The organism is Micromonospora psammae, from assembly GCF_036902725.1.
In the GTDB taxonomy this organism is placed as follows: Bacteria; Actinomycetota; Actinomycetes; order Mycobacteriales; family Micromonosporaceae; genus Micromonospora.
Genome location: NZ_JBAKHM010000036.1, coordinates 17,665 through 42,069 on the forward strand (window position 1 = coordinate 17,665; position 24,405 = coordinate 42,069).

Here is a 24,405-nt window from a genome sequence, read left to right on the forward strand (position 1 = left end):
ATCACGGGTGGGCCGCAGAATCCCGCAGCCAGCGCATCGATTGCAAGCCCACGAAGGCGACGCTTGCGGAGGGCATCCCCTTGCCACACCGGCGCCAGGAAGGGGTGCCCGAAGTCGTTCTCACTCTGCCAGTCCTCGCCGCAGACGCTCGGCTTCCGCGTCGTGGCCGCGGGCGTCCCGCTCGTAGGACTCGGCGAGCGAGATCAGCAGTTTCCTGGTCCGTGGCCAGGCGGCTGCCTCGTCGGCCTGCCGCCGGTAGTCCTCTGCCAGCTGCCACTCCTGGTCACCGCCGTCGTATATGCCGCGAGTGGTGACACCACGCCGGTTGTAGATGCCGGTGTGCAGGCCGTTGACCAGTGAGTCGCTGCGGAGGTTCTCGAGCAGTTCGCGTACCGGCTTCGGTGGGAACAGCCCGTCGGCGTCGGGCGGCGCGTAGGCGAGGATCTGTCCGATTCGACTGTCGCCCACCCGCAGCCGGCCGATGTCGCGCAGCCGGTCGCGAGCCTCGTCGACCCACCGGCGCAGCAACTCCTCGTCGAGAGTTCCGTCCGCGCGCACGCCGGGGCATTTGCGCCAGTCGTGCAGGACCTCGTAGGCACGCAGGGCCAAATCCAGCTTGATCTGCTCCGGCTCGCTGCTCTCGGGTCGGGTCTGCTGCGGCGCGCTGGCCTCGCCCTTGAACGCATGCCGCACGAGCTCGACGAAGAGCGCGGGGTCCTCGGCGAGGGCACCGTGCAGCGTCGGGGCGTCGGCTTGGAAGCCGAGCACCGGGAAGAGCTGCCATTCGATGGCCAGTAGACGTTGCGCACCGACCTCGTCGCCATATCGTGCCATCAGTGCGAACAGCTCCTGGAAGTCGTGATCGCGCAGGGTTGTGAACTCCGGGTCTTGACAGCCGCCAGCGATCAGCGTGTCGAGAGCGTCAGCGGCGACGCCGGCGGCCTCGGCTGTGTCGTGGCGCTTGCGGTAGAGGACGAGCAGATGCAGCGCGGCGGCTGGCCTGCCGGTCGCGGTGAGCGACCTGGCCGCCTGCAGCACGGGGCTGAAGTAGTGGCCGAGCCCGTAGTAGGTGAACTCCTGCCAGTACGGGCCGGCGACTGCCGGGTCCAGCTCGGTCAGCTTCGTCCAGGCGGCGGGCGGGTCGAGGGTTGCCCGTAGGATGCGGGCTTGTGCCAAGACGTCGGACGACGCGCTGAGCCACCGGTCGCGCAGCTCGGCACCGCCGTCTCGGAGGCGGCCGCGCACGTAGGCGAACGCCACCTCGAAACGGGACCTGTCGTCTGCCGTGAGCCAGGCCAGCATGGTGTCATCCGAGCTTGCACCGACTCGGGCCAGCGCGTCGCCGACGAAGTGTGGGTACTCGGTGTTCGCAGCTAACTGGGCGACGGCGTCCGCGCCGCCAAAGCGGTATACCTCGTCGACGGCCTGTGTCCGTAGCTGCTGCATGGCTCGCTCGTAGGCGTCGTAGTCGTCACGGCGGGAGTGGTCGCCGAGGGTGACCCAGTCGGAGGCGAACAGCCAGGCGTTGCGCCGCACTGGGTCGTGCGGCCGCACCACTTCCGCAGCGGACTCCAGCGGGCGTAACTGCTCCTCAGGCAGCGCCCAAACGGCGTCGGCGTACTCCCGGTGGCGGGCGACGAACTCACGGACCGCGTCGAACAGCTGCCCCCGCTGTCCATCATCGGCCAGGGTGGCGCCAAGCGCGGTCACGCGAGCGACGAACACCGCGCGGTGCGTGGCGGAGAGATGACCAAGGTGCGCGACCATACGGACGAACCGGTCGGGGTCGTCGCTGAGGTCGTCGAGCAGCATCTCGACGACAGCGTTCATCTGTGTCTCGAACTCGGCCGGCGTGACGCGGGCCCGTTGCTTCCAGTCCCGGAAGCGAGGCCCGGGATGCACGGTCTGCAACCGGCCGGTGTGCGGGAGAAGATCGTGGAGCGTTTGGCGGGCCACGCCGGGCCGGTGCCGTAGCTGCCGCCGGATCATCCGGATTCGGTGGTCCACGTCGGCGGCGGTGTTCGGCGCCCAGCAATTCAGGATGTTGGCGAGGCTTCTACGCGGCCGGTTGGACCAGGTGCCGCCCGGGTCCAAGGCGGCGAGGCTTCCGAGAACCTCTACGGCATCGTCGACATGCTCCGGCGACCAGGCCACCACCTCCAGCGCGGTCAGCACCGCGAGATGCGGGGAGGGAACGCTGCCCCCGAAGCGGTCCCGGCCGTTGTCCTGAAACATGTGCTGGTGCAGTGGGCCTCTCTGCGATAGAGGCTCCCGGCTGAGAGCGGCGAGGAGCTCTTCGGGCGCGGCCTCGGCCAGCAGAGGCAGAACATCCCCGAGCGAAGCCCACAGAGCATAGGTGTCGTCCCCGTCCGCGGCCTCGAAAAGATCCCGTACCACCAGGCGTGCCCACTGGGCGCCCGTGGTGTTGCCGGGCGCGCGCAGCGTGGTGTCGCCGCCGAGCAGGGCCAGCGTCTGGGCCAGCCCTACGCGCAGAGCCCGGGAGAACTTGCGGCGCACGCCGCTCATGGCCAGCCGCAGCGGATCGCCGTCGCGGTTGTCGACGACCGGGTCGACCTCGGAGAGGACCTCGAGGGCGACGGCGCGGAACGCCTGCAGGTCGTCGTGGGTCAGCTGCGGGCTCAGCAGGGTCCAGGCGTCCTCGGCGGAGAGTAGATGCCACTGTTCGGTCATCTGGGCGACGAACGGCACCTCCGGAACCGCGGCCAGCCTAAGCGCGGCCTCGTGCACCTCCTCGTACGGCCGGCCGACGCAGCGCTCCACGAGCGACCGGTCGTGCTCGCCCGCGCCGAACCAGCTGCCGAGCAGCAACAGCCGCCGGCGGATCACGTCCGGCTCGGACACCCAGGACGGGGTCAGGGGTATCGGGTTGTTGGCGAGGGTGCGCCGCAGCGCCAGAAGGCTTCGCCGGGCTAGCCTGCCCAGCGACCAGGCCCGTTCGTGGGCGAGCCCGGCGGCCTGCATCTCGGCGGCGACGGCCTGGCCGTCAACCGGCGGCACCGCGATGTCGCCGGTGGCGCCGGGTGCCGCGAGCAGCAGGATCTGGTGCGGGTGCTGGGGCAGGTCAGCGGCGAGGCTGCGGTCGGGGAGGAAGAGGATCAGCGGCTGTGGCTGCCGGATCAGCTGGGTCAGGCTGCCGGGATCGGTGACGAACAGCGTCCGGGCGTTGTGCCATTCCGCGGACTCCAACGCGGCGGCTATGAAAGCCCGTGCCTCGTCCGGCCGTAGGTCACCGCCGAGCGAAATCATCTTCCGGCCGGCTTCGAGGGCCTGCCGCAGCAAGACGGCGGCCTGTTCCCGCCCTGCGAGGACAACTCGGGCATCGAGGCGCATCGTTGTTGATGGCAGCCAGGCGCCGGACCACCACTCGCCGGCCGGGCGGACACCGGGCATCGACTTGCCGAGCTGCTCGGCCAGCCATGCGGTGGTGGCGGGCGCGGAATCCAGCCAAATGTGGATCTTGTCGAGGTTGTAGGCCCGTACCTCCTTCCACAGCCCCTCACCGGTCCGTTGCTTCGCCCAACTGGCCGCTTTGGTCCACGGCACCAGGATCGCCTGGACGTAGGTGATGCCGCTGGGGGCCTGACCGTTGGGGCCGGTCGTGCGCTTTTTGTAGTCCTTGTCGGCCTTTGTCTGCCCGCCGCCGACGGACAGCTCCCACACCGACGTGCCGGCCGGTACGAACGGTGTCCCGCCGGTCGCCGCCACCACACCATCGAAGCCGCCGCTGGCGACACCGGAGCCACCGGGCATGTCCAGCTCGGTCACGCCGTCTCCGGTTTCGGCGATCAGCCGGCGTATCAGCAAAGGAAGCGTCGTGTCGAAGCCGGCTGACCCGGCAGCGTGCCGCAGGTCGTCACGGTCGATCGGGGGCCACACAGCCATAGGTCGCAACGTACCGGCAGAGTCCGACATACTGCTGGCGCGATCACAGTGGTGGCCGTCATGTTGGCCATCGGTGCGAACGCCCTCTTCGACCGGCTCGCCATCGGACCCGGGCGGCTGTTACCGCGTCGGCAGTCGGTTCGTCCGCTGACGCGCCTCAAGCGGCGTCGGGTGGATGGCCATTGTTGGCGTACGGGTATCTGCCCTGGGCCAGGGGTGCGCGGTTCGGGCGTACCTAATTCTGCATTGGAACCGGTACGCCGACGGCCGTTAGCGCGCGATCATCCGTCGACCGGGTTGAACTACTTCAGCCACGCCCTTCAGGCGTCCATGTCGGAGGGTTGGCTTAGCCTCGGAGCGGAACCTTCGGTGGCACTAGTGAACTGGCGGGCGCATGTCCAAGGGTGGTCTCGTAGGCGGAGGTTTGTCGGAGCAAGGCGTGAAGGTGCAGCAAATAATCCGGTTTGCCAAGATTGCCTACAACCTCTATGTGGAGCTTGAGGCTGCGCTGGGCCATGCGCCGCAATATTGTGAGAGGGTTTCTGGTTCTCGAGTCCCATCAAATGCACCCCGGGGGAATGTTATAGACGCAAGGGGGGCAATCAAAGAAGCGCTCTTCTCGGTGGCTCAAATTGTGATCGAGGCGAGGGGGGTTGCTGTGGATTGCGAATCTCCGAAAGTTATGTTGAATGTGATTCGGAACAATGCTGACTGGCTCGCCAGGAACTCTCAAGTTCAAGCGGTCTCTAAACTTTTACGCGATATTGCTGAGGCGCCAGAACTATGGCATTTGGCGCACGATGGCGCGTCGGATTGGGTCAAAGCTGGCGCGTGCTCACTGGCGGAGGAGGGGGTGCGGTGTGGGGGAGACCTCTACCAAAATTTTGATGACCGCAGGATCATGTGCGTTCTCTGCGGCGCTGCCGGCGCAGTCGACTGGTGGATTGCGTCTAGCGTAAGAAAGCAGATCCCGTTAGACGCATACGCCATCGCTGAACACCTAGCGGTGAGGTGGCGGCGCCCGGTGGCGGCTGCGCTGATCCGGTCTTGGGCGCGCTCCCCGGAAGCTACGGGTGTCTCGGCGATGCGCGCAGACGGTCAGGCTGGATCTGATGAGAGTGGGCGTTCAGGTAGCAGATACCGGGTCATGTATGACTTGAAAGCGGTGTTGGCGCACGCGGAGCGGGTTTGGGGATGCAGTGAGCAGAATGGCCTGTAGGCGAATTGTGGACGGCCCGCGATGCTCCTCCGGCAGTCTCTTCCGGCGCTCGCGTGGAGCCGAGCCCAAGGTATTCAGGGAACATCCCACTGCTGCCAGTCGATGACCCAGTCGCGCTCGATGTATTCGTCTGGCGATTGCTGCATACCTGACGCGAAGATGAATGTCGCCAAGTCTTCGATGGCCTCGGCGGCTCGGTCGTGGGACTGCTCGTCGTAGATGGAATCGCAGACGACGGTGATCTGTCCCGCCTGTAGCACATGCGTGGCGACACTGTGGCTCGTCACGGCCCGGAGCAGCTTCTTGACGCCGTTACGTAGCAGCGTCTGCTGGTCGGCCGGTACGTTGTGCACCTCGACGTGCCCGCTTTCGAGAACCTTGTCAGCCGCCAGCCGAGCCACAAGTGCGAGGCGGTCATCGGCGGTGGGCTTCGGGAACTGGCGGTCGACCACCGCCATGCATCGTCGGCAGGTCGGCGCGAACGCCGTCTCGCGAAACAGCGAGACGGTGCCACCGTCGCCGCCGATCATCAGCGACCACTCCCGGCCGCACAGGGTTGTCGCCGACCATCGCGGCTCCGCCAAGGCCCGCCGATCGTAGTTAGCGAGCAGCCGTTCCCGATCTGGATCGTTGCTCCGCAGATGGTGTTCCAAGACGGCTGCGCGTCCAGAGCCAGGTGTCTGAGCCGGCGCTGCGAGATGAATCGCCGATCCGCTGGTCACCGTCAACAGCATCGACGTGCCGCCGATGTCGATCGTATTGGTGCCGAACAGCTCGGACATGACGTCGCCCCTCTCCTCGCGGACCCCTAAGGCCGGATGGCGCGGTCGGCCTGGTGTCGCTTCGACCGGGACCGAGCCGTCGGGCGCCTTCAACCCCTGCCGATGAGCCAACCGGATCAAAGTACAAGAAGCTTCGACGGCTGCGCGGCGCCGCCGTCCGACGTATCGCCAGCCCGTAGGCCGCTCCAGGTCGGTGCTGATGCAGCGCGCGGAGGTCAACCGGTCGGTTGTCACCGTCGACGTCGGCGAGGGTATCGTCTGGTGGCTTGGTAGCGCCGGTATCGTGATCCGGTGGGATACCTGGGCGACGGTATGGTGCCATGGGTACGCGCGTATTTTCCCTACCCGGGAAGCCTGCCGATCAGCGCGGACGGGTTCCTCAAGGACCCAGAAGAGCCTTACCCCCGTGCGCAGGCCCAAACCGGCACCCGACTGGTCGACCTGATCGAGCCTGTCATCCTCATCGTGGGCGAGTCGGGCATCGGCAAGACTCAGGCGTTACGAGCTGAACAACGGCGCTTGCAGGACCTAGGCCGCTCGGTCACCTTCATCGACCTCAGTGGCCTCGACGGGCGAGAAGCCGGCGACGACGTGGCCCAGGCCCTGAGGGAGGTAGGCCCGGAGGGCGTTGTCCTCATTGACGGCCTTGACCAGACAAACGGGACTTTTCAGTCGATCGCCCGTGGCGTCCGGAAGGCGCTGATTCGTCACGAGGCGCCCCTGCCGCGGCTTCGCTTCGCAGCGATCACTGGGTCGCAGTGGCCAGTGAGCATCGACCAGGCCCTGCCGGAGGGCCTCGCGCCCTGTGCTGTTTACCAGCTCGCGCCACTGACGGCGGCGCAGGCCCGACAGGCGGCGTCAGTCGATCTGCCCGATCCCGACGAATTCATGCGCCGCGTCGCGAAGTCCGGCATCGGGCCGCTGGCGGCGCACCCTCTATCGCTTCGGCTGGTCCTGCAAGCCCACCGTAAGGGCCAGATGCCCCGCACCCGCGCCGATACCTACCGCAGCGGCATCGCTGGGTTAGTCGATGGACCCGACGACCGGGCTACCGGAAATCGACCGCCGACTGCTCAGATCCTCAAGGCGGCCCGCCGACTGGCTGCGGTCACCGCCCTGTCCGGTACCACGATCGTTCACCGGCAGCCCCGTGCCGACCACACGGGCAGGGTCGTTGACCTTGAGGACATCGCCACCAGTGACATCGCCCTTACTGCCCTTCACGCGGTCATCGACGGCGGCCTGATGCGGGGCAACATTGATGAGCGTTCCTGGTTTCACCGCAGCATCGAGGAGTACCTGTGCGCTGAACAGCTTCAGTCGTTACCGAAGGAATCGGTAGCGGCGTTGCTGGGAAGCCCTGCGATGCCGCAGGTGATCCCACCACAGCTGCTCGGGGTCACGGCGTGGCTCGCCTCCACCGACGACGCCTGGTTCGAGTGGGCTTTGGAGCGACGTTACGAGCTGCTGTTTAACCCCGATCTGCGACACCGCTCCGATGATCAACGACGCCGGCTCGGCGCCACTCTGATCGAGAGTCTGGCCAACGACGCCCCCCCGTACGACCCTGGCGGCACCGAACCGGATCTGGACCGGTTCGGCCTCGACTACACCGGCCTGCTGTATCCGGAACTCGGCGAGGATCTCGCGCCGTTGCTGGCGGCGGGGCAGCCCGCCTGGCGCATCAAGGAAGTCTTGCTGGTCGTCATCGCCAACGGGTTACGCGACCTCGACGCCAACCTCGTTGCCGTGATCGAGGACATCGCGCGGCGCTCAGGCCCCGACGACTACAACGCCGACATTCAGGCCGCCACCTGGGCCGCCATCGCGCTACGCGGCAGCACCGATTCGCACCTCGTCAACCGCGGAACCACGCTGCTACGCGACGGCGGCATCCCCTGGGTTGTCAGAACGGAGCTTGCCCGATGGCTGTGGCCGACCTACCTGACGACCGCTGATCTCCATGCCGCAATACCGCCCGGTGGCCGCAGGGCCGGCGGCAGCGCATTCGCTCGGGCGCTGATCGGCATCATCAACCATGCCGGGGCTATCCCCACCGACCAGGACGCCGACCTGCTGCAGTTCATCGCCACGATGCCGCCCTCTGTTCGCCGCGAGCAGCGCCGACTGGACCACATACCACGCCTAGTCCTGAGGGTGCTCTCCGGCGAACTGAACGATGGCACCAGCTGGGAGCAATCCGTCACGATCACCGCGGCTCTGCTGGACGAGCACGCCCTACCGGACTGGCCAGCCGACGCCCTGCAGCACCTGGACGACGAACGGCGGCGCCGGTTCGCCGCCCACGTGGCCGCCCGCGCGATGGTCAGCAGCGCACACCACCTCGTGAACTCACCACTGACGGGCGCGCAGGACGCCCTCTGGTGGGCGCAGCGCCTGGCTGCCGCCCAAGACCGCGTCGCCGTCAACGACGCCCGCCTCGCCGAGGCAGTACTGTCCTCGATCGCGGCCGCCATCACCAGCCCGGCTCAGCTGCCGGCCGCAACCCGAGCCGCAGCGGCCCAACTGCAGGTCGGGAGCGGCGCCGCGGCGGTGTTCAACCACTACTTCAGCGCCGAAGCCTGCCAGGAACGCACCGCCCCACCACCGCACACAGCGGCCATCCCTCCGCCATTGACCGAGCAGCTCCTGCAACGCGTCGGCGAACTGCTCGGCCACGACGATGACCGCGTACTCGACGTCATCGGCGAGGACGGCCCGGCGAACCTGCAGTGGCACAAGCTGAGCCCTGACCAGCAGGAACAGTTGGCCGATCAAGCGCGGCGGCACATGCTGTCACCGCAGGCGTCCGCCATCACCGCCGACGGCCGGTGTCGGCTCAACGCCGCTCACTCCATCCTGAGCAGACACGACCCGAAGCGCCTGACGGCGGTGACCACCGAACGCTGGCTCGCCTGGCTGCCAACACTGATCGGCGAGCCGGACGTTGCCGGGCTTATCCGCACGGCCATCCACCGGAGCATGGGAGCCGACCCAGTCGCGGCTGAACAGATCGTCGTTGCGGCGCTGACTGAGCCGACTATCGTCTGGCATCTGCACGGGGTACAGACGCCGGCAATCAGTGCAGCCGCTCTTGATCTAGCCGAAGCCGGGAGCGAGGCTGTCGGCGGCCGCCATCTCCGGCACCTGCTGATGATCGGCGCCACCCACCAACCCGATCGAGCGACCCTCATCGCGCGAGGCCTGCTGCGGCAGTACCAATCTGGTGAAGGTGCGGGGCGCGATATTGCCGTTCACGCGGCCGCTGCCCTCGCCGCGATGCCGACACTGTCCGACCACTTCGCCGAGTTCATCGCGGTGCTGCGCAGCGACGCCACGTTCGCCGCAGCCGTGATCAGGAGCGCTGCCAGTGACGGCGGGCTGCGAGCCTGGACCGGTCTCACGCCTGAGCACATCGGCGAGTTGTTCCTCTGGGCCGACACCACGTTCCGGCAGCCCCTCGCCGCGCCTGGCGTTCACATTTCCACCGACCCGGTCCCCGGATTCGCCGACCACCTCGTGGACATCCTGTCCGACCCGCAGCAGCTCGCCCCGACGACGGACCCGCTGCTGCAGGCCAGATCCGCAGTCGCCACACTCCGGCGCCTCGCCGAACGCACCGGCTACGTGTACCTCCGCCAACGCGCGCGCCGCCTGGAGGACACCGCCATCGCCGCAGGCTCTACCGCGTCCGTGACCGAGATCCTCGCGGTCCTAGACACCCCTGAACTACGCCGCGTCCGCACCCGTGAGGAGTTCGTCGAGGTCCTGCTCGGCGCGATCGACAACTTCGCCATTGACGTGCGCCGCGATCGGGCCATGTGCGCGTTGGCGTGGCACCGTCAACGCCCAGGCGGCGAACGGTGGAGCGGCACCTGGGTGCCCAAGGAAGAAAACGAGATCTCCACCTGGCTGACCCGCGAGCTACGACACTACCTGAGGGCCCACATCGCGCTGTTCCGGGAAGTCGAGATCAGTCCCCGTCTCGGCAGCACACCGGCAGACCGGCCCGACATCATCGCCGTCGCCCTGCAGACCACCACCGTCCGTGTCGAACTCAACATCGTCATCGAGGTCAAAGGCAACTGGCACCCAGACGTCACCAAAGCCTTCGGCCCCCAGCTCGCCGACCGCTATCTCACCGGCCCGTTGGGGGGCACCGGCATCTACCTGGTGGCCTACTTCGCCGGCGACGTCTGGGACAGTAGCGATCGGCGATACGGCGAAGCCCAGAGCCGGACCGGCGACAGGACACCGGCCGAACTTCAACAGGCGCTACAGCAGGCAGCGAATGTCGCCGTCACCGCAGGCCGCACCATCGACGTGCGTGTCATCGACTTCTCGCTCGCCACCGGTGATCTCGGCAGCATCACAGGTCACCCTTCCGAGAATGAGCGCCAAGACCGTCGTCCTGCCCTCCGTCCTCGGACCCGCCGCGGAACCCCCACCTTCGACGCAACACCTTGAGCGCCCCGGGCACGACACCCGCAAGCTCCCACCACCCGCGCCGGCATGGGCTGACGTACTCGGCACCGTCGGCTCCGGCACCCCGTTCGTCACCGCCGCGCCTGCTGGAGGCGAGAACCAACAACTCCTTGTCGGCACTCCGACGACCGTCGACCTTGTGCCAGCTCGTGTCGGCTGCTACTCGCCGAGTACGCCGCCGAGTAGCGAGCAGCCATCGCCAACGAAGCCGAGGAAGAAACCCGGCGTGCAGCTGACACGGCCCGCGACATCGCGGCTTAACTGGCGGTAACTGGCGGCCCGCCCGGCCTGGACGTCCTCACGCCAGGACCGGTTGGCCTGCGCGTCACTCTGCCCACCGCGAGGATGCGCGGCCATGTCGGCGGCACATCGCCGCCGGCGCGGCGCCAGACCCAGCGTCATCCGGGCCTCGTCGGGCATGCGGCACCCGTCGGCGATCCGTTCCAGTACCTCGATGGAGGACACCTTCCGGCCGGCGATGATCCGGCTGACGTAACCCTGTTCCAGGCCGACGGCCGCCCCGATCCGCGTCTGACTTGCACCGGTGTGCCGGGCGAGGAGCGGAAACACCGTGCCGATGTCGCGGACGCCCAGCGCGGCGCGCATGTCCTCCCGGGACCACAGCTCCTCGGGAACCTGGGGGTGATCGAGCGGCACAGCGAACCGCGATGTCATCACATGACTACTCATGGTGCCCGCGCTGAAGCCTAGGGGCGGGGTTCGAGCAGGTCGAGCCCGCTCATGCCACCGTGACATGGCCAGCGGACATGGCCGCCGAGTCTGAGCCGGCGGAATCGTTTCGGGCATGCCTTTCGATGCTAAGAATCCACTCATCGAGCCGGCCCCGAGTCGTCTGTTTGCTCTGATGCGGTGGCTGCTCGGGTGGCCCACGCCGTCGCGACCGAGCATCGGTCAGCAACACCAGACGGCCGAGCAGGCGGCGGCCCGGCAGCGGCTACTGGACCAGGCAACCCGGCTACGACAGGTCCCGCCGTCCTGCGAATTGAGGCGAGGAGCGCCGACCGGGCCGCGCCGGCAGAACAGACAGGCACCCGGGAGCCGTCAATGAGCCGCCGTACCGGCGGCGACCGTGGCCGGTCGGCTCTTGGCAGCCAGCGCGTCTCGTATGACGAGTACCTGTCGGTGACCGCCCTGACCCTGGCTCAGCGACACCGTCCCGTCTGGTCTTGGAGGAACTGGCGGCGCGTGTGCCGACGTGGCCGGTCGGCTCTTGGCAGCCAGCGCGTCTCGTATGACGAGTACCTGTCGGTGACCGCCCTGACCCTGGCTCAGCGACACCGTCCCGTCTGGTCTTGGAGGAACTGGCGGCGCGTGTGCCGATGCGGAGCCGACTTGCCCTTCCACGTCCGACACCGCGTTCCAGTCAATCGTGGCCACTGGCCCCAGGACGGTGAGCGGTGAACGACGGCCAGGAGCAAACGATCGTCGCGGTACACGTTCGAGGAGTCGACGGCATGTGCGTCGGCTGCCGGGCGTGGTGGTCGCGGCTGACGCCGTACCCGTGCTGGCAGACGGATTGGGCGCCCAGTCGGCAGGCCCGGACGATCACCGTGCGTTTCCTCGGCGGTGTGCGGTGACCGCCCACGGTCCCGTTACGCCGACCTGGACGTGCGGCGGCTGCGGTGCCGACTGGCCCTGCCAGACGCGGCGGCGGGAGCTGCGAGCGGAGTACGACCGCGCCCCGGTGTCGCTCGCCCTCTACCTGGCCGCCCAGCTCGTCGACGCCGCCCAGGACCTGGCCCACGTCCCCGCCGGAAACCTGCACCACCGGTTCCTCGGCTGGACCCGATGAGCATCCTGCGACCCGGCGACGAGAAGTTCCACTACAGCGATGGCTCCCACAAGTGGATCCCGCCGAACCCGGACTACGACCAAGAGGTGTGGGACGAGCAGGTCCGCCAGCACAAGCAGGGCCACCTGAGAAACGAGCGTCCGAAGGCCCGCATCCGGCCCCTCGTCTGAGGCCAGCAGTACAGCAGCGAAGTACAGCAACCGTGCCAGCCGAACCAGCCCGAGAAGCGCGCCAGCAGGCCGAATGACCTCGCACCGCACCCGATTCGGCCGGCTCGCCGGCACCCCGCGGGCTCGGGGTTCGAGTCCTTGGCGGCGCACCAACGAGATAGGAACGGCCGGTGGCCGACTTGCCGCTGCTGACGCACGTCTGGCGAGTCGTGTTCGAGCGCGGGTCCCGGAGGGTCACGCTGCCCCGCGCTGCTACAGGGCTAAGTTCCACGGTCGTCGCTTCGCCCCGCTCGGCCCGCCCGGCTTCCCCGATCACCCCGGGACCGAACTTGTGCTCATCGGCGCCGCTCACGACGCGTCCGAAGAGCTGAAAATCGACCTGGACGCGGAGGTCGAGCGCGCGGCGCGGAGCACCATCTTCGGGGATCTGCCAATCGGCCGCCGGGAGCCCGGTCACTCCGCTGTTCTGCGGCGGGGGCCTGAGTCCGGCGTCAGCGGTCCGGACTGCCCGCCGGCGCCATCACTCGCAACGCGTTCGCATCCACGGCGACCCGAATCGGCGTCGTCCCGCACAACTCGCCGTCGACCTCGAAGCGTGCCGGCCGGTCGGTCTCCAGCCAGAGCTCGTCCACGGCGAGGAACGGCTCCTCGTGCAGGGTGCGGCGGTGGCCGGTCGCGGCGTTGCGGACGGTCGCGCGGACCAGGCCGCGGCGGGTCGCCCCGCCGACCGGGTACGCCACCAGCAGCCGGTCGTCGGCGTCGGCGTCGGCGGTGATCGGCCGGCCGGCGTGGAAGCCGCCGTTGGCGACGTAGAGCTGGTGGGTGAGGAACTCGTAGGCGGTGCCGCCGGCGCGGACGGTGGCGCGCAGCGGCCGGTGCCCGCCGAGCAGCGCCAGCGCCGTCAACGGGTACGCCAGCCGGCCGGAGATCCGCTTCAGCCGGGGCGGGGTCCGGCGCATGATGTCGGCGGAGAGGCCGACGCCGAGCTGGTTGGTGAAGCGCATCCCGCCGGCGATCCCGAGGTCGACGTCGATCACCGTGCCGTCGGTGAGGACCGCGACCGCGTCGTCGAGGTCCAGCGGGAGGCCGATTGTCCGGGCGAAGTTGTTGGTGGTGCCCAGTGGCAGCGCGCCGAGCGCGATGTCCCGGTGGGCGAGCAGCCGCGCGGCGGTGCTGAGCGTGCCGTCGCCGCCGCCGGCGACGAGGAGGTCCGGCCCCAGGTCCGCGGCGGCGGCGATGCTCTCCTCGAGCTGCCCGGGCCGGTGCACCGGGTACGTGCCGAGCAGGTCGAAGCCGGCCGTGGTCAGTCGGATCCGGGCTCGCTCGAAGTTCTCCTGGCCGCGGCGGGAGCGGGCGTTGATGACCAGCGCCGCTCTTCGGTCCCGCCGGATGGCCGCGGTCAACTCCTGCTTCGTCCGCATGAGGCCCGACCCTATCGCCCCGCCGTCCCGCCGCCCGCCCGCCTCGGGTTACCGGTCCTGCAACTCCGGGTACGGCCGAGGCGCGGTGCGCGCCCCAGCGCCGTCGGGGCCTTGTCCCACCGGGGTCGGCAGGGTGGCGGCGCGGCGCGTACGTCGACCGGGGCCCTGGTCAGCGTCCGGTGAACGTCGCCTGGCCCGGCCCGTCGGTGAGGAACGAGCGCACCGCGTTGCGGAGGTCCTCGGTGCGGTAGAGCTCGGCGGCGATCTCCGTGACGTGCCGGTCGGCCTCGGACACGCCGCCGGCGGCGAAGTGGTCGAGCACCCGCTTCGTGGCGGCGTGGGCGCGGGTCGGCCCGGCGGCGAGCCGCGCGGCGAACTCCCGGGCCGCCTCGTCGAAGCCGTCGTCGGGCAGGACCCGGTTCACCACGTTCCAGCGCTCCAGCACCGAGGCCGGATACCGCTCGCCGGTCATCACGAACTCCTTGGCCCGGCCCACCCCGGCGCGCGCGGCGAGCCGCTGGGTGCCGCCCATTGTGGGTGTCAGCCCGACCACCCGCTCCACCAGGCCGAAGCTGGCCCGCTGCGCGGCGAGGATGATGTCGCAGGCCACCGCCACCTCGAACGCCCAGGTCAGGCAGAGGGCGTGCGCGGCGAAGACGGTGGGGAACTCGTAGGCGGCGATCCGCTGTGGCAGCGTCAGCATCCGGTCGAAGAGCACCTTCGCCTGCTCCGGCGACTGCTGCGCCTCAAAGAGGCTTACGTCCACGCCGGCGCTGACCACCCGCCCGTCGAAGCGGACCAACAGGGCGCGGGTGTCGCCCGGCAGCCCGTCGAGCGCCGCGTCGATCCGCTCGTGCAGGTCGAGGGTGTAGAGGTTGAGCGGCCCGGCGTCGACGGTCAACACGGCCAGCCCGGAGGGCTCGACCTCCAGGCGCGTCAGGGCTGACGGTTCGGTCACCGGCGCAGCCTAGCCGGGGCGGCGGGCGGCGGCCGAAGGGCACGGACGTCAACTATGGAACGAGTGCGCGCCCAGCTCCCACCGGCGCAGGTCCGTCGAGGACCGCTGCGCCCTCATCCGCGCGATGTTCTCCCGCACGTGGCGCAGGTGCAGCGAGAACGCCTCCGGGTTGGCGCCGCCCCACCGCGCGAAGATCTCCTCGGCCTCGGCGTTGGCCTGCAACGCCTCGGCGCGGCGGTCCAGCCGCCACAGGTAGCCGCTCAGGTTCGCCAGCACCGCGGCCAGGTCCAGTTCGAACGCGACCGCGTTGACCCGGACGAGGTCGCGATAGATCCGCACCGACTCCTCCGCGGCGTCCACCGCTGCCGGCAGCTGTACCAGGTCGGCCTGCCGCAGCCCTACCGTGTTCAGCGCCAGCGCCAGCTCGGGCAGGTAGATCGACGGCTGGTCGTCGCTGAGCCGGCGCCAGATGTGCACCGCCCGGCGGACGGTGGCCAGGGCCGACCATCCCGCGCCCAGCTGCGCCTCGATCACGGCCAGGTTGGTCAGCGCTCCGGCCAGGCTCACCTGCACCGCCGGGGAGCCGGGGCCGTCGCGGAACACCTCGACCGCGCGCCGCGCCGCCACCTCGGCCTCCTCGTGCCGGCCGACGTTCGACAGCCGCACCCCGAGGTTGTCGAGCGTCTCCGCCAGCGCCCACCGGTGCGTCTCCGCCTCGGCGCCCCCGCCGTCGGCGAGCGGGGTGAGGATCCCGACCGCCCGCTCGACGCTGACCAGCGCCTCCGGGTAACGGCTCAGCGCGGCGAGCCGGTAGCCGCGCAGGTGCAGGGCCTGTGCCAGCAGGGCGCGGCGGCCGGGGGAGGGGTCCCCGTCTACCGCCTCCTGGCCCGCCGTCACGGCCTTGTCGATCTCGTCCAGGGCCGCCTCGCGGTCCCCGGCGTTGGCCAGCCGGCGCCCGTAGGCGAGGTGTAACCGCGCCAGCTCGACGGGGGCGTCGCAGCCGGGCAGCCGGTGCCGGACGAGCCGGGCCATGATGTCGCAGGCCACGTTGTCGAAGTCGACGTCCCGTCCCGGCGGCAGGAACGGCTCGACCGCGGCCAGCAGCGCGACATCGGCGTCGGGCAGGTCGACGATCGTGGCCAGGACGGCGCCGCCGGCGGCGGTGGCGAGCCCCGGATCGGCGCGCAGCGCCGGCAGGAGCACCGTGGTGGCGACGTGCCGCCAGGCGGCCGCCACCTCCGTCAGGACCGTGAGCGTGGCCGCCCGGACCCGGGGCGCCGCCGCGGGCGGCACGCCTTCCGCCCGGAGCAGGGCGCGGGCCGTCCCGCCCGCCCACGGCCGGGGAGCGTGGGACGGCCAGGGGTGACCGGGCAGGGCCAGTGCGAGGTACGCCTCGGCGAGCCGGTCGGGTTGCAGCGGTTCCAGCACAAACCCAGGGTCGCGGGGCGGGTAGCAGGTCGCGTGGTCGACCAGCAGCACCTCGGTCCACGCCGGGTCCACGCCGGCGCAGGCGAGGATCTCCCGCCCCAGCTCGTACGGCGCCGGGCCGGTCAGCGTCGCGGCGAAGACCGCCCGGTCGAGGTGCTCGGGTGGGCTGGTGGTGGCGGCTCCGGCGAAGAGCTGCTGCCAGTGCCCGACCTCCCGGTCGAGCAGGTAGCCGTACCGGTCCACCGGGGTGGACGGCGGGGCCGGTCCGGCGCCCCGGCTGGCGTCAACGGCCACCAGCGCCGCCAGCTGTACGGTCAGCGCGGTCTCGTACGCCGGGTCGGTCAGGTCCGGTGTGGGCACCTCGGCGAGCCGGGCCCCCGGGATCAGCTCGGCGAAGCGCGCGGCGGCCGTCCGGAAGAGCAGTTCCCGGGTGTCCGGGTCGACCGCCAGCGGGGCCAGCTCGCGCTCGCCGGTCGACACGCCGATCGTGCCCAGCCAGTGCCGCAGTGCCCGCCACCAGTAGCCCTGGGACCGGGCCAGCACCAGCACACGCACCGGGCCGTCGCGGTGCAGCCGCGGGTCGGTGAACAGGGCCCGCAGGTCGGCGGCGGGCCACCGGTCGCCGTAGTCGACGACCACCAGCAGCCCCGCCGGGCCGCGGGGTGGACCGGCGGCCGTGGTCGGCTCCGGTGCGCCCGGGTCGCGGTGGGCCCGCAGCACCGCCCAGCCGTTCGTCCGGGCGGTGGCCGCGAACCGGTCCGCCAGGCGGGTCTTGCCCTGGCCGCCCGCCGCGTGGATCAGCAGTGCCGACCGGTCCGGAGTGGCGCCCACCCCGGTCAGCCACTGCTCCAACGACCGTCGCTCGGCGGACCGGCCCACGAACGGGACCACCCGGTGCCGCGCGTCGAGCAGTTCGGCGAGCCGCAACCCCTCCGCCGCGCGCGGCGCCTCGGCGGTCGGGGCGGTGAGCCGGTACTGCGGCAGGCCGACGAGGACGTTGCCCTCGACGTATCCGGAGACCGCGACGCTGCCCGGTGCGCCGGCCCACGCCCCGCCGGTGTTGGTGACGACGTACCCGGACGGGGGGTGTCCGTCGAACCGGTCGCGGGTCATCGGTCGCGGCGGCGGATACCGGTGATCGCCTGCCCGCCGCCGCTGGCCTCGGCGTCGCCGGTCGCGGAGACGTCGAGGGTGGCCGAATCGTCGGCGGGCGCGTCGATGCCGGAGGTGGCGTAGCTTCCCGCCTCGGCGGTCGCCCGGCCGGTCGATTCGGCCCGGCCGCCGGCCCGGCGGGCGGTGACGGCCGCCCAGACTGCCACCCCGACGCTGGCGACGGCCGCCAACGCCGACACGGCCGTCGCGAGCCGGTCGGCCGACTCCCACCGCAGCACGACGAACGTGGTCGCGAGCGCGGCGACGACGACGCCCGTGACCGACAACACCAGGTGAGGGGTCAACTTCACACCGTCATGGTCGCCGCCGCGACGGTGGCCCGGTATCCACCGCTCGGCCGCATGATTGGCCGTCCGGGCGCGGTGGCGGATGCCCGCCGGGCCGCCGGCCGCCACGTCGGCGGCCCGGCCGGTCGGGGCGTGTGGCACCGGAGGCCCCGTGGTCCGTACAGTTCCCGGGTCGGTCGGTGGGTCGACCCAGTGGACGAGGACGAGACGGTAGTGGCAATGACGGTGGACAACGTCGCACGATCAGGTCGTAACGGGGACCCGGTGGGCATCGACCGGGACCGGTTGCAGACCTGCCTGGACGTGTTCGAGGCGCTGGAGGCGTTGCCGCCCGAGCACCCGGACGTGGTGCGGGTGCAGCGCGCCACCGCGAAGCTGTACAAGATGATCAAGCAGCGGCGGCGTGAGGAGCGGCGCGACGCCGTCCTGGCCCACGACCGGGCCGTGACGGCCGCCACCGCCACCGGCGCGCCGGGCCGGATCGACGACGAGACGCGCGGCATCCCGCTCGCCTCGCCCACCGCGGGCGCCACCGCCGGCACCCTGATCAATCCGCGCGGCTGCTACATCTGCAAGGAGCGCTACCGCGAGGTGGACGCCTTCTATCACCAGCTCTGCCCGACGTGCGCCGCGCTGAACCGGGCCCGCCGCGACGCCCGCACCGACCTGACCGGCCGGCGGGCGCTGCTGACCGGCGGCCGCGCGAAGATCGGCATGTACATCGCGCTGCGGCTGCTGCGCGACGGCGCCCACACCACGATCACCACCCGGTTCCCGCACGACGCGGTCCGCCGGTTCACCGCGATGCCCGACAGCGCGGACTGGCTGCACCGGCTGCGGGTCGTCGGCATCGACCTGCGCGACCCGGCCCAGGTGGTGGCGCTCGCCGACTCGGTCGCCGCGCAGGGGCCGCTCGACATCCTGATCAACAACGCCGCGCAGACCGTACGCCGCAGCCCCGGCGCGTACGCCCATCTCGTCGCCGCCGAAGCGGCGGCCCTGCCGGACGGGCCGCTGCCGGAGCTGCTCACCTTCACCGGCCCCGCGAGCCGGGGTGACACCGCGGCGCTGCCGGAGGGCACCCCGACGTCGCCCGCGCTCACTCCACACGCCCTCACCGCGCTGGCGTTGACCAGCGGCTCGGCCTCGCCCGAGCGGATCGCGGCCGCCACCGCCGTCGACGCGGGCGGCCTGACCCCGGACCTCGCCCCGGTCAACAGCTGGGTGCAGCGGGTGCACGAGGTCGACCCGGTCGAGCTGCTGGAGGTGCAGCTCTGCAACGTGACCGCGCCGTTCGTCCTGGTCAGCCGGCTGCGACCGGCCCTGGCGGCGTCGCCCGCAGGCCGCGCGTACGTGGTGAACGTGTCGGCGATGGAGGGCCAGTTCGCCCGGGGCTACAAGGGGGCGGGGCACCCGCACACCAACATGGCCAAGGCGGCGCTGAACATGCTGACCCGCACCAGCGCCGAGGACATGCGCGCCGACGGGATCCTGATGACCAGCGTCGACACCGGGTGGATCACCGACGAGCGCCCGCACCCGACGAAGATGCGGCTGGCCGACGAGGGCTTCCACGCGCCGCTGGACCTGGTCGACGGAGCGGCCCGGGTGTACGACCCGATCGTCCGTGGCGAACAGGGCGAGGAGCTCTACGGCTGCTTCCTGAAGGACTACGCCCCCTGCGCCTGGTGACCCGTCCGGGGTGGCTGGTCGCGGGAGCCGCCCACCCGCCCGTCCCCGCCGGGGCCGATCGGTGCCCCGACCGGCCCGGCGGTGCGCCGTCGGCGGCGTACGGCGAGGTGCAGCGCGACCAGCGGCGCCACCCCGGCCGGGTACCAGGCCAGGTCCACCGGATCGAACTGCACTCCCAGCGCCAGCCGCGCGGCCACGCTGCGGGCCGACAGCTCCGCCGGAATCCCCGTCAGCTGCGCGCACTCCATCAGCCAGCAGAACACCACCGCGACGAGCCCGGCGGGCAGCGGCGCCAGGCGGGGCCGGACGAACAACACCCCGGCCCACACCATGGACGCGTACAGGGCGGTGCCGGAGTGCTGCCGCAGCGGCCCGTCGTCGACCGCCCGGATCGCCAGTGCGACACCCAGGAACAGCGCCGCCGCCAGTGGGGTGAGCAGCCGCACCGTCCTCGACGTGATCGACATTCGGTCGATGCTAGCCGCCGATCGCCCAACGCCCGCTCAGGCGACCCGGGGCGGCGGCACGACCGGCAGCGCGGCCCGGCGCGCCGTACCGGAGATGTCGCCGGTCCGGACGACCTCCGTCGCCTCCACCGGCGCCGCGCACCCGGCGGCGGCCCCGGTCCCGGGCCCGTCGGCCGGTGCGGCGGCGGCGATCTCGATCGCGGTGAGCAGCTCCCGTAGCCGCCCGACGTCGTCGGCGGCGAGCCGGAAGGAGCCCCGGCAGTGGGCCCCGCTCCACAGCGACAGCACCACGGCGCCGCGCTCGGGGTGGTAGCTGACCCGCATCGTCCGGTCCTCGCCCCGGGTGTCGGTGAACAGGTCACCGAAGCTGGGCATCGGTAGCACCTCTCCCATCTCCCCAGGATGCCCGACGGCGGCAGCGCGCGGAAGGCGCGGCGAGTGGGGGACGGGCGGGCTACAGGTCGCTGAAGGGCCGGGCGTACGCGAACTCGCCCCGGATGTCCGGCTCCCAGGCGCTCAACGTCCGCGCCATGAAGTACGCCGGCCCCCACGGACCCGGCGGGGTCACGCCCAGGTCCACCGCCGGCACGAACCCGAAGCGGGGGTAGTACCCGGGGTGCCCGAGCAGCACGACCAAGGGTACGGCCAGCGCGTCGGCGGCGCCGAGCACCGCGTGCATCAGCGCGGAGCCCACCCCCCGACCCTGCCACGCCGGCAGCACGCCGAGCGGCCCGAGCCCGACGGCGACGGGCGCACCGCCCACGGTGCCCCGGGTGGCGACCACGTGCCCGACGACCGTCCCGTCGGCGGCGACGGCGACGAGGGAGAGGGCGGGCAGCCAGCCCTCGTCGGCGCGGAGCGCGTCGACCAGGCCGGCTTCCACGGGTACGGCGTCCGGGGCGTCCGCCTTCGCGAAGGCGGCGACGTGCACGGCGCGGACGGCGTCGACGTCGGCGGGGGTCTCTCGTCTGATCAGCATCGGTCGGAGATCCTGCCGCAGCCGGCCGGCGGCGGCCACCGGTTTCCGCCGGCCGGCGTGGCGATGAGCCTGGCCCGGGTCAGCCCTGGGCGGTGGCCGACGGGGTGGCGCTGCCGCCCTGCGGCGCCTCGCCGGTCATCAGCCGGGCGATCTCGGCCCGGTCCGCCGCCGACGGCAGCCCCCACTCCGGCCGGTACCCGTAGACCTCGCGCAGCGGGGTGGAGGCGGTCCGGCCGTCCAGGATCTCCACCGCGTCGGTGTCGATCAGGCCGGGGTGCTCGACGCCGCACGCCTCGGCGACCTTCACCAGGTCCCGCCGCAGGGTGCGGAGGTAGTTGGCGGCGCGCACGGACTTGAGGGTGGGGTCGAGGCCGCGGGCCAGCCACGGGTTCTGGGTGGCCACGCCGGTGGGGCAGGTGTCGGTGTGGCACTTCTGCGCCTGGATGCAGCCGATCGCCAGCATCGCCTCCCGGCCCACGTTGACCATGTCGCAGCCCAGCGCGAAAGCCACGATCGCGTTGTCGGGCAGGCCCAGCTTGCCGGCGCCGACGAAGACCACCTGCTCGTGCAGGTCCTTCTCGGCAAAGGTCCGGTAGACCCGGGCAAAGCCCTGCTGGAACGGCAGCGACACCGAGTCGGTGAAGATCAGCGGCGCGGCGCCGGTGCCGCCCTCGCCGCCGTCGACGGTCACGAAGTCCACGCCTCGGCCGGTGTCGCGCATCAGCGTGGTCAGCTCGTCCCAGAAGCCGAGGTCGCCGACGGCGGACTTGATGCCGACCGGCAGCCCGGTCTCGGCGGCGAGCAGCTCCACCCAGTCGAGCAGGCTGTCGCAGTCGGAGAACTCGGCGTGCCGGGACGGGCTCACGCAGTCCTTGCCCTGCGGGATGCCCCGGGTCGCGGCGATCTCCGCGGAGACCTTCGCCCCGGGCAGCAACCCGCCGAGGCTGGGCTTCGCGCCCTGGCTGAGCTTCACCTCTAGCGCCCGCACGGGGGCGCCGGCGACCAGCTCCTTGAGCTTGTCGAGGCTGAACCGGCCGCGGGAGTCCCGGCAGCCGAAGTACGCCGTGCCGAGCTGGAAGACCAGGTCACCGCCGTTGCGGTGGTACGGCGACAGCCCGCCCTCGCCGGTGTTCTGCAGGCAGCCGGCGAGCGCCGCGCCCTTGTTCAACGCGGTGATCGCGTTGCCCGACAGCGAACCGAAGCTCATCCCGGAGATGTTGACCACCGACTCGGGTCGGAACGCGTGGGCGCGGCCCCGCGCGCCGCCGAGCACCTTCGCCGCGGGCAGCCGTACGTCGTGTCCCGCCGTGGGCGCCGACGGCGGCACCGCCCGGCCGAAGGTGCGGTGCTTGATGATCGGGTAGCCGGGCGTGTACTCGATGTCGTTGTCCGTGCCGAAGCCGAAGTAGTTGTTCTCCTGCTTCGCCGAGGCGTAGATCCAGCGCCGCTGGTCGCGGGTGAACGGCCGCTCCTCGTTGTTGCCGGCGACGATGTACTGCCGCAGCTCCGGCCCGATCGCCTCCAGCAGGTAGCGGGCCCGCCCGATCAGCGGGAAGTTGCGCAGCAGCGCGTGGTCGCGCTGGAGGACGTCGCGCACGGCCAGGCCCGCGACGGCGGCGGCGACGACGGGTACGGCTCGACCGGTCCAGTTCATGCCCGGCACTCTTTCCGGTCCCGCCGCCGCCCAAACGGAAGCGGCGCGCGCGGTGGCGTCGATCCAGGGCCCCTGCCGTGCCGGCGGCGTCGGCAGGGGGCGCGGCCCTCAGCTCTGGGGCTGGGAGATGTTGACCATCCAGCCGACGCCGAAGCGGTCCTCGCACTGGCCGAACTCGTCGCCCCACATCTGCTTTTCCAGCGCCAGCGCCACGATGCCGCCCTCGGAGAGCCGCTGCCAGTAGCCGCGCAGCTCGTCGGCGTCGTCACCGCTGAGGCTGATCGTGTTGCCGTTGCCCCGCCGCAGCTCCACGCCGGGTGGCAGGTCCGAGGCCATCAGCACGTGCCCGCTGGTGGTGCGGAGCAGGGCGTGCATGACCTGGTCGGCGAGCGCCGGGTCCTCGGTGCCGAACTCGCCGAACGTGGTCAGGTGAAGGTCACCGCCGAACACCTGCTGGTAGAACTCCATCGCCTCGCGGGCGTTGCCGGCGAAGGCGAGGTACGGGTTGAGCTGCGACGTCATTGCCGCCCCCTCGTCGTAGGTCGAGGACATCGTCGCACCGCAGCGGGGTGACGTCGGGGCGTACGCGCCGGAAAGACAGCCGGCGGGTTCAGCGCCGTTCCAGCGCGCCCCGGTCCACCCCGCCGACCCGCGCCGCCCGCCGCGCGTCGCGCTCCGGGGCTCCCGTGGCGGTGCCGCTGTCCACCGCCGGGCTGCCGGCGGCGAGCCGGAAGTCGCCGTCGCCGGGGTCGACGAACCGGGGGTCGGCCGAGGTCAGGGCCCGGTCGGTGACGCCGAGGGTCCGCCCGACGAGCAGGTTGTGGTCGAAGGTGACCCCGGTGGAGCGGGACAGCGCGGCGGCGGGGCTGCCCGGGCCGGCGACCACCACGCTGTTGGCCACCCGGACGTCCCGGCACTCGGTGACCGTCAGGTCGATCTCGATGTCGGGGTGGGCGGCGTTGCGGTAGAGGGTGTTGTTGACGACGTCGACGTGGGCGGCCCGGTAGACGTTGACGCCCCGGCCGCCGTTGCGGTACGAGATGTTGTTCTCCACCAGCGTCCGCCCGGTGTAGGGGGTCTGGAACAGCGGCGCGCCCCGGACGTCCCGGTTGTCGTTCGACTCGACGATGATCCCGTTGCCGTCCTGGATCCTGCCGGTGGCGGCGGCCGGCACGAGGTTCTGGTTGTCGTGGCTGACGTTGCCCCGGACGATCATCTTGACGCCGGTGCCGGCGTCGGAGTTCCAGCTGCTGTGCACCGAGATGCCGCTGCCGGCGTACGGCGACCACCAGGCGTTGCGGGCGGTGACGTTGTGGGCGATCGTCACGTGGTCGGCGAACTGGGCCGAGATGCCGTTGAGCGTGCAGTCGGTCATGGTGTTGCCCCAGACCACCACGTGGTGCGGGCGTCGCGGGGTGGGGGCGTTCCTCAGCTCGCTCACGGACAGGCAGCTGGTGGAGAGTGCCGGGTCGGTGACGTCGCCGCGCCGGGCCGCGGCCCGCTGCGCCGCGGTCAGCTCCTCGCGCAGCCCGGTGATGGTGAAGCCGGAGACGGTGACGTAGGAGGCGTGCACCCAGATGCCGTGCCAGGCGGTGGCCCGGACGACCGGGCGGGCCCCGGGATAGGCGGCCCAGGTGATCCACTTCTGCGGGGTGCCGGAGCGTTCGATCGCCACCACCGCGAACCGGTCGGGCTCGCGGTACTCGCCGTCGTCGACCAGCACCGTGTCGCCGGGTTCGGTCAGCGCGGCGGCCCGGCCCAGCGTCCGCAGCGGCCGTTTGCGGCTGCGCCCACTGTTGCCGTCGTCGCCGGTGCCGGAGACGTACAGGTAGCGGCCGGTGGTGGGCGGCAGCTGCCCGGCCGGCCAGGTCGGCCCGCCGATCCCGGCGCCCGCCGCCGGCCCGGCGGGCACGGTCGCGGGCGGGCGGGGCCGCGCCGACGGCGACAGCGACGGCGTCGGCGCGGCGGTCGGGC

The 24,405-nt window shown here is 71.3% G+C and carries 18 protein-coding genes; 5 read left to right on the forward strand and 13 right to left on the reverse strand.

Features of this window, described 5'->3' with window-relative positions:
- Positions 1–120: 120 nt before the first annotated feature.
- Both V6U79_RS27885 and V6U79_RS27890 read right to left on the reverse strand, forming a co-directional pair.
- Positions 121–3,903 (reverse strand): hypothetical protein, encoded by a 3,783-nt coding sequence (locus V6U79_RS27885; RefSeq protein ID WP_334616459.1) that lies wholly within the window; start codon positions 3,901–3,903, stop codon positions 121–123.
- Positions 3,904–5,196: 1,293 nt separating this feature from the next.
- Positions 5,197–5,904: a hypothetical protein gene (locus tag V6U79_RS27890; protein ID WP_334616460.1), complete on the reverse strand. Its 708-nt coding sequence runs from the start codon at positions 5,902–5,904 to the stop codon at positions 5,197–5,199.
- A gap of 291 nt (positions 5,905–6,195) precedes the next feature.
- Between V6U79_RS27890 and V6U79_RS27895 the strand changes: the two genes are divergently transcribed.
- The gene (locus tag V6U79_RS27895) at positions 6,196–10,371 is read left to right on the forward strand and encodes an NACHT domain-containing protein (RefSeq protein ID WP_334616461.1); all 4,176 of its coding nucleotides are present in this window, start codon (positions 6,196–6,198) and stop codon (positions 10,369–10,371) included.
- 177 nt (positions 10,372–10,548) lie between these two features.
- Here the strand turns inward: V6U79_RS27895 and V6U79_RS27900 are convergent, their stop codons facing one another.
- Positions 10,549–11,064: a helix-turn-helix domain-containing protein gene (locus tag V6U79_RS27900; protein WP_334616463.1), complete on the reverse strand. Its 516-nt coding sequence runs from the start codon at positions 11,062–11,064 to the stop codon at positions 10,549–10,551.
- A gap of 743 nt (positions 11,065–11,807) precedes the next feature.
- Here V6U79_RS27900 and V6U79_RS27905 point away from each other — a divergent pair.
- The 3 genes from V6U79_RS27905 to V6U79_RS27915 are packed head-to-tail and all read left to right on the forward strand — an operon-like array spanning position 11,808 to position 12,372.
- On the forward strand, positions 11,808–11,987 hold the full coding sequence (locus V6U79_RS27905) for a hypothetical protein (RefSeq protein ID WP_334616464.1): 180 nt from the start codon (positions 11,808–11,810) through the stop codon (positions 11,985–11,987).
- Positions 11,984–12,202 carry a flavin reductase gene (locus tag V6U79_RS27910; RefSeq protein WP_334616465.1) on the forward strand — a complete coding sequence of 73 codons (219 nt, stop codon included), beginning with the start codon at positions 11,984–11,986 and terminating at the stop codon, positions 12,200–12,202. Before V6U79_RS27905 ends, V6U79_RS27910 begins: the two co-directional genes overlap by 4 nt.
- Positions 12,199–12,372 (forward strand): hypothetical protein, encoded by a 174-nt coding sequence (locus tag V6U79_RS27915; protein ID WP_334616466.1) that lies wholly within the window; start codon positions 12,199–12,201, stop codon positions 12,370–12,372. The genes V6U79_RS27910 and V6U79_RS27915 overlap by 4 nt, the downstream gene beginning before the upstream one ends.
- Before the next feature lie 491 nt (positions 12,373–12,863).
- On the opposite strand, the gene V6U79_RS27920 is transcribed toward V6U79_RS27915, so the two are convergent.
- From V6U79_RS27920 to V6U79_RS27935, 4 genes are all read right to left on the reverse strand, one after another.
- Complete coding sequence (locus V6U79_RS27920; protein WP_334616467.1) at positions 12,864–13,793, reverse strand: diacylglycerol/lipid kinase family protein; 930 nt, start codon at positions 13,791–13,793, stop codon at positions 12,864–12,866.
- A 169-nt stretch (positions 13,794–13,962) separates the two neighbouring features.
- A complete protein-coding gene (locus V6U79_RS27925) occupies positions 13,963–14,751 on the reverse strand; it encodes an enoyl-CoA hydratase/isomerase family protein (RefSeq protein ID WP_334616468.1) in 789 nt (262 codons plus the stop codon).
- A 48-nt stretch (positions 14,752–14,799) separates the two neighbouring features.
- On the reverse strand, positions 14,800–17,292 hold the full coding sequence (locus V6U79_RS27930; RefSeq protein WP_334616469.1) for a tetratricopeptide repeat protein: 2,493 nt from the start codon (positions 17,290–17,292) through the stop codon (positions 14,800–14,802).
- On the reverse strand, positions 17,289–17,642 hold the full coding sequence (locus tag V6U79_RS27935; protein ID WP_334616470.1) for a hypothetical protein: 354 nt from the start codon (positions 17,640–17,642) through the stop codon (positions 17,289–17,291). Before V6U79_RS27935 ends, V6U79_RS27930 begins: the two co-directional genes overlap by 4 nt.
- A 216-nt stretch (positions 17,643–17,858) precedes the next feature.
- Between V6U79_RS27935 and V6U79_RS27940 the strand changes: the two genes are divergently transcribed.
- The gene (locus tag V6U79_RS27940; protein ID WP_334616471.1) at positions 17,859–19,331 is read left to right on the forward strand and encodes an SDR family NAD(P)-dependent oxidoreductase; all 1,473 of its coding nucleotides are present in this window, start codon (positions 17,859–17,861) and stop codon (positions 19,329–19,331) included.
- On the opposite strand, the gene V6U79_RS27945 is transcribed toward V6U79_RS27940, so the two are convergent.
- The 6 genes from V6U79_RS27945 to V6U79_RS27970 form a co-directional block, all read right to left on the reverse strand.
- Entirely contained in the window at positions 19,310–19,798 is a 489-nt protein-coding gene (locus V6U79_RS27945) for a ribosomal maturation YjgA family protein (protein WP_334616472.1), read from the reverse strand. The genes V6U79_RS27940 and V6U79_RS27945 overlap by 22 nt on opposite strands.
- A 36-nt stretch (positions 19,799–19,834) precedes the next feature.
- Positions 19,835–20,173 carry a hypothetical protein gene (locus V6U79_RS27950; RefSeq protein ID WP_334616473.1) on the reverse strand — a complete coding sequence of 113 codons (339 nt, stop codon included), beginning with the start codon at positions 20,171–20,173 and terminating at the stop codon, positions 19,835–19,837.
- A gap of 79 nt (positions 20,174–20,252) precedes the next feature.
- Positions 20,253–20,777, reverse strand: a complete 525-nt coding sequence (locus V6U79_RS27955) for a GNAT family N-acetyltransferase (protein ID WP_334616474.1) — start codon at positions 20,775–20,777, stop codon at positions 20,253–20,255.
- 79 nt (positions 20,778–20,856) lie between these two features.
- Positions 20,857–22,431, reverse strand: coding sequence for an FMN-binding glutamate synthase family protein (locus V6U79_RS27960; RefSeq protein WP_334616475.1), 1,575 nt, complete (start codon positions 22,429–22,431; stop codon positions 20,857–20,859).
- A 108-nt stretch (positions 22,432–22,539) separates the two neighbouring features.
- On the reverse strand, positions 22,540–22,983 hold the full coding sequence (locus tag V6U79_RS27965) for a VOC family protein (RefSeq protein ID WP_334616476.1): 444 nt from the start codon (positions 22,981–22,983) through the stop codon (positions 22,540–22,542).
- A gap of 58 nt (positions 22,984–23,041) precedes the next feature.
- Positions 23,042–24,405, reverse strand: a 1,364-nt coding sequence (locus V6U79_RS27970; RefSeq protein ID WP_334616477.1) for a right-handed parallel beta-helix repeat-containing protein, incomplete at its 5' end; no start/stop codon positions are given.

Excerpts from the sequence above, each read along its gene's own strand:
- V6U79_RS27945 (WP_334616472.1), bottom strand. The coding sequence starts at position 19,798 with ATGTCGATCACGTCGAGGACGGTGCGGCTGCTCACCCCACTGGCGGCG.
- V6U79_RS27890 (WP_334616460.1), bottom strand. The coding sequence starts at position 5,904 with ATGTCCGAGCTGTTCGGCACCAATACGATCGACATCGGCGGCACGTCG.
- V6U79_RS27915 (WP_334616466.1), top strand. The coding sequence starts at position 12,199 with ATGAGCATCCTGCGACCCGGCGACGAGAAGTTCCACTACAGCGATGGC.
- V6U79_RS27900 (WP_334616463.1), bottom strand. The coding sequence starts at position 11,064 with ATGACATCGCGGTTCGCTGTGCCGCTCGATCACCCCCAGGTTCCCGAG.
- V6U79_RS27940 (WP_334616471.1), top strand. The coding sequence starts at position 17,859 with ATGACGGTGGACAACGTCGCACGATCAGGTCGTAACGGGGACCCGGTG.
- V6U79_RS27920 (WP_334616467.1), bottom strand. The coding sequence starts at position 13,793 with ATGCGGACGAAGCAGGAGTTGACCGCGGCCATCCGGCGGGACCGAAGA.
- V6U79_RS27885 (WP_334616459.1), bottom strand. The coding sequence starts at position 3,903 with ATGGCTGTGTGGCCCCCGATCGACCGTGACGACCTGCGGCACGCTGCC.
- V6U79_RS27930 (WP_334616469.1), bottom strand. The coding sequence starts at position 17,292 with ATGACCCGCGACCGGTTCGACGGACACCCCCCGTCCGGGTACGTCGTC.
- V6U79_RS27950 (WP_334616473.1), bottom strand. The coding sequence starts at position 20,173 with ATGCCCAGCTTCGGTGACCTGTTCACCGACACCCGGGGCGAGGACCGG.
- V6U79_RS27965 (WP_334616476.1), bottom strand. The coding sequence starts at position 22,983 with ATGTCCTCGACCTACGACGAGGGGGCGGCAATGACGTCGCAGCTCAAC.
- V6U79_RS27960 (WP_334616475.1), bottom strand. The coding sequence starts at position 22,431 with ATGAACTGGACCGGTCGAGCCGTACCCGTCGTCGCCGCCGCCGTCGCG.
- V6U79_RS27955 (WP_334616474.1), bottom strand. The coding sequence starts at position 20,777 with ATGCTGATCAGACGAGAGACCCCCGCCGACGTCGACGCCGTCCGCGCC.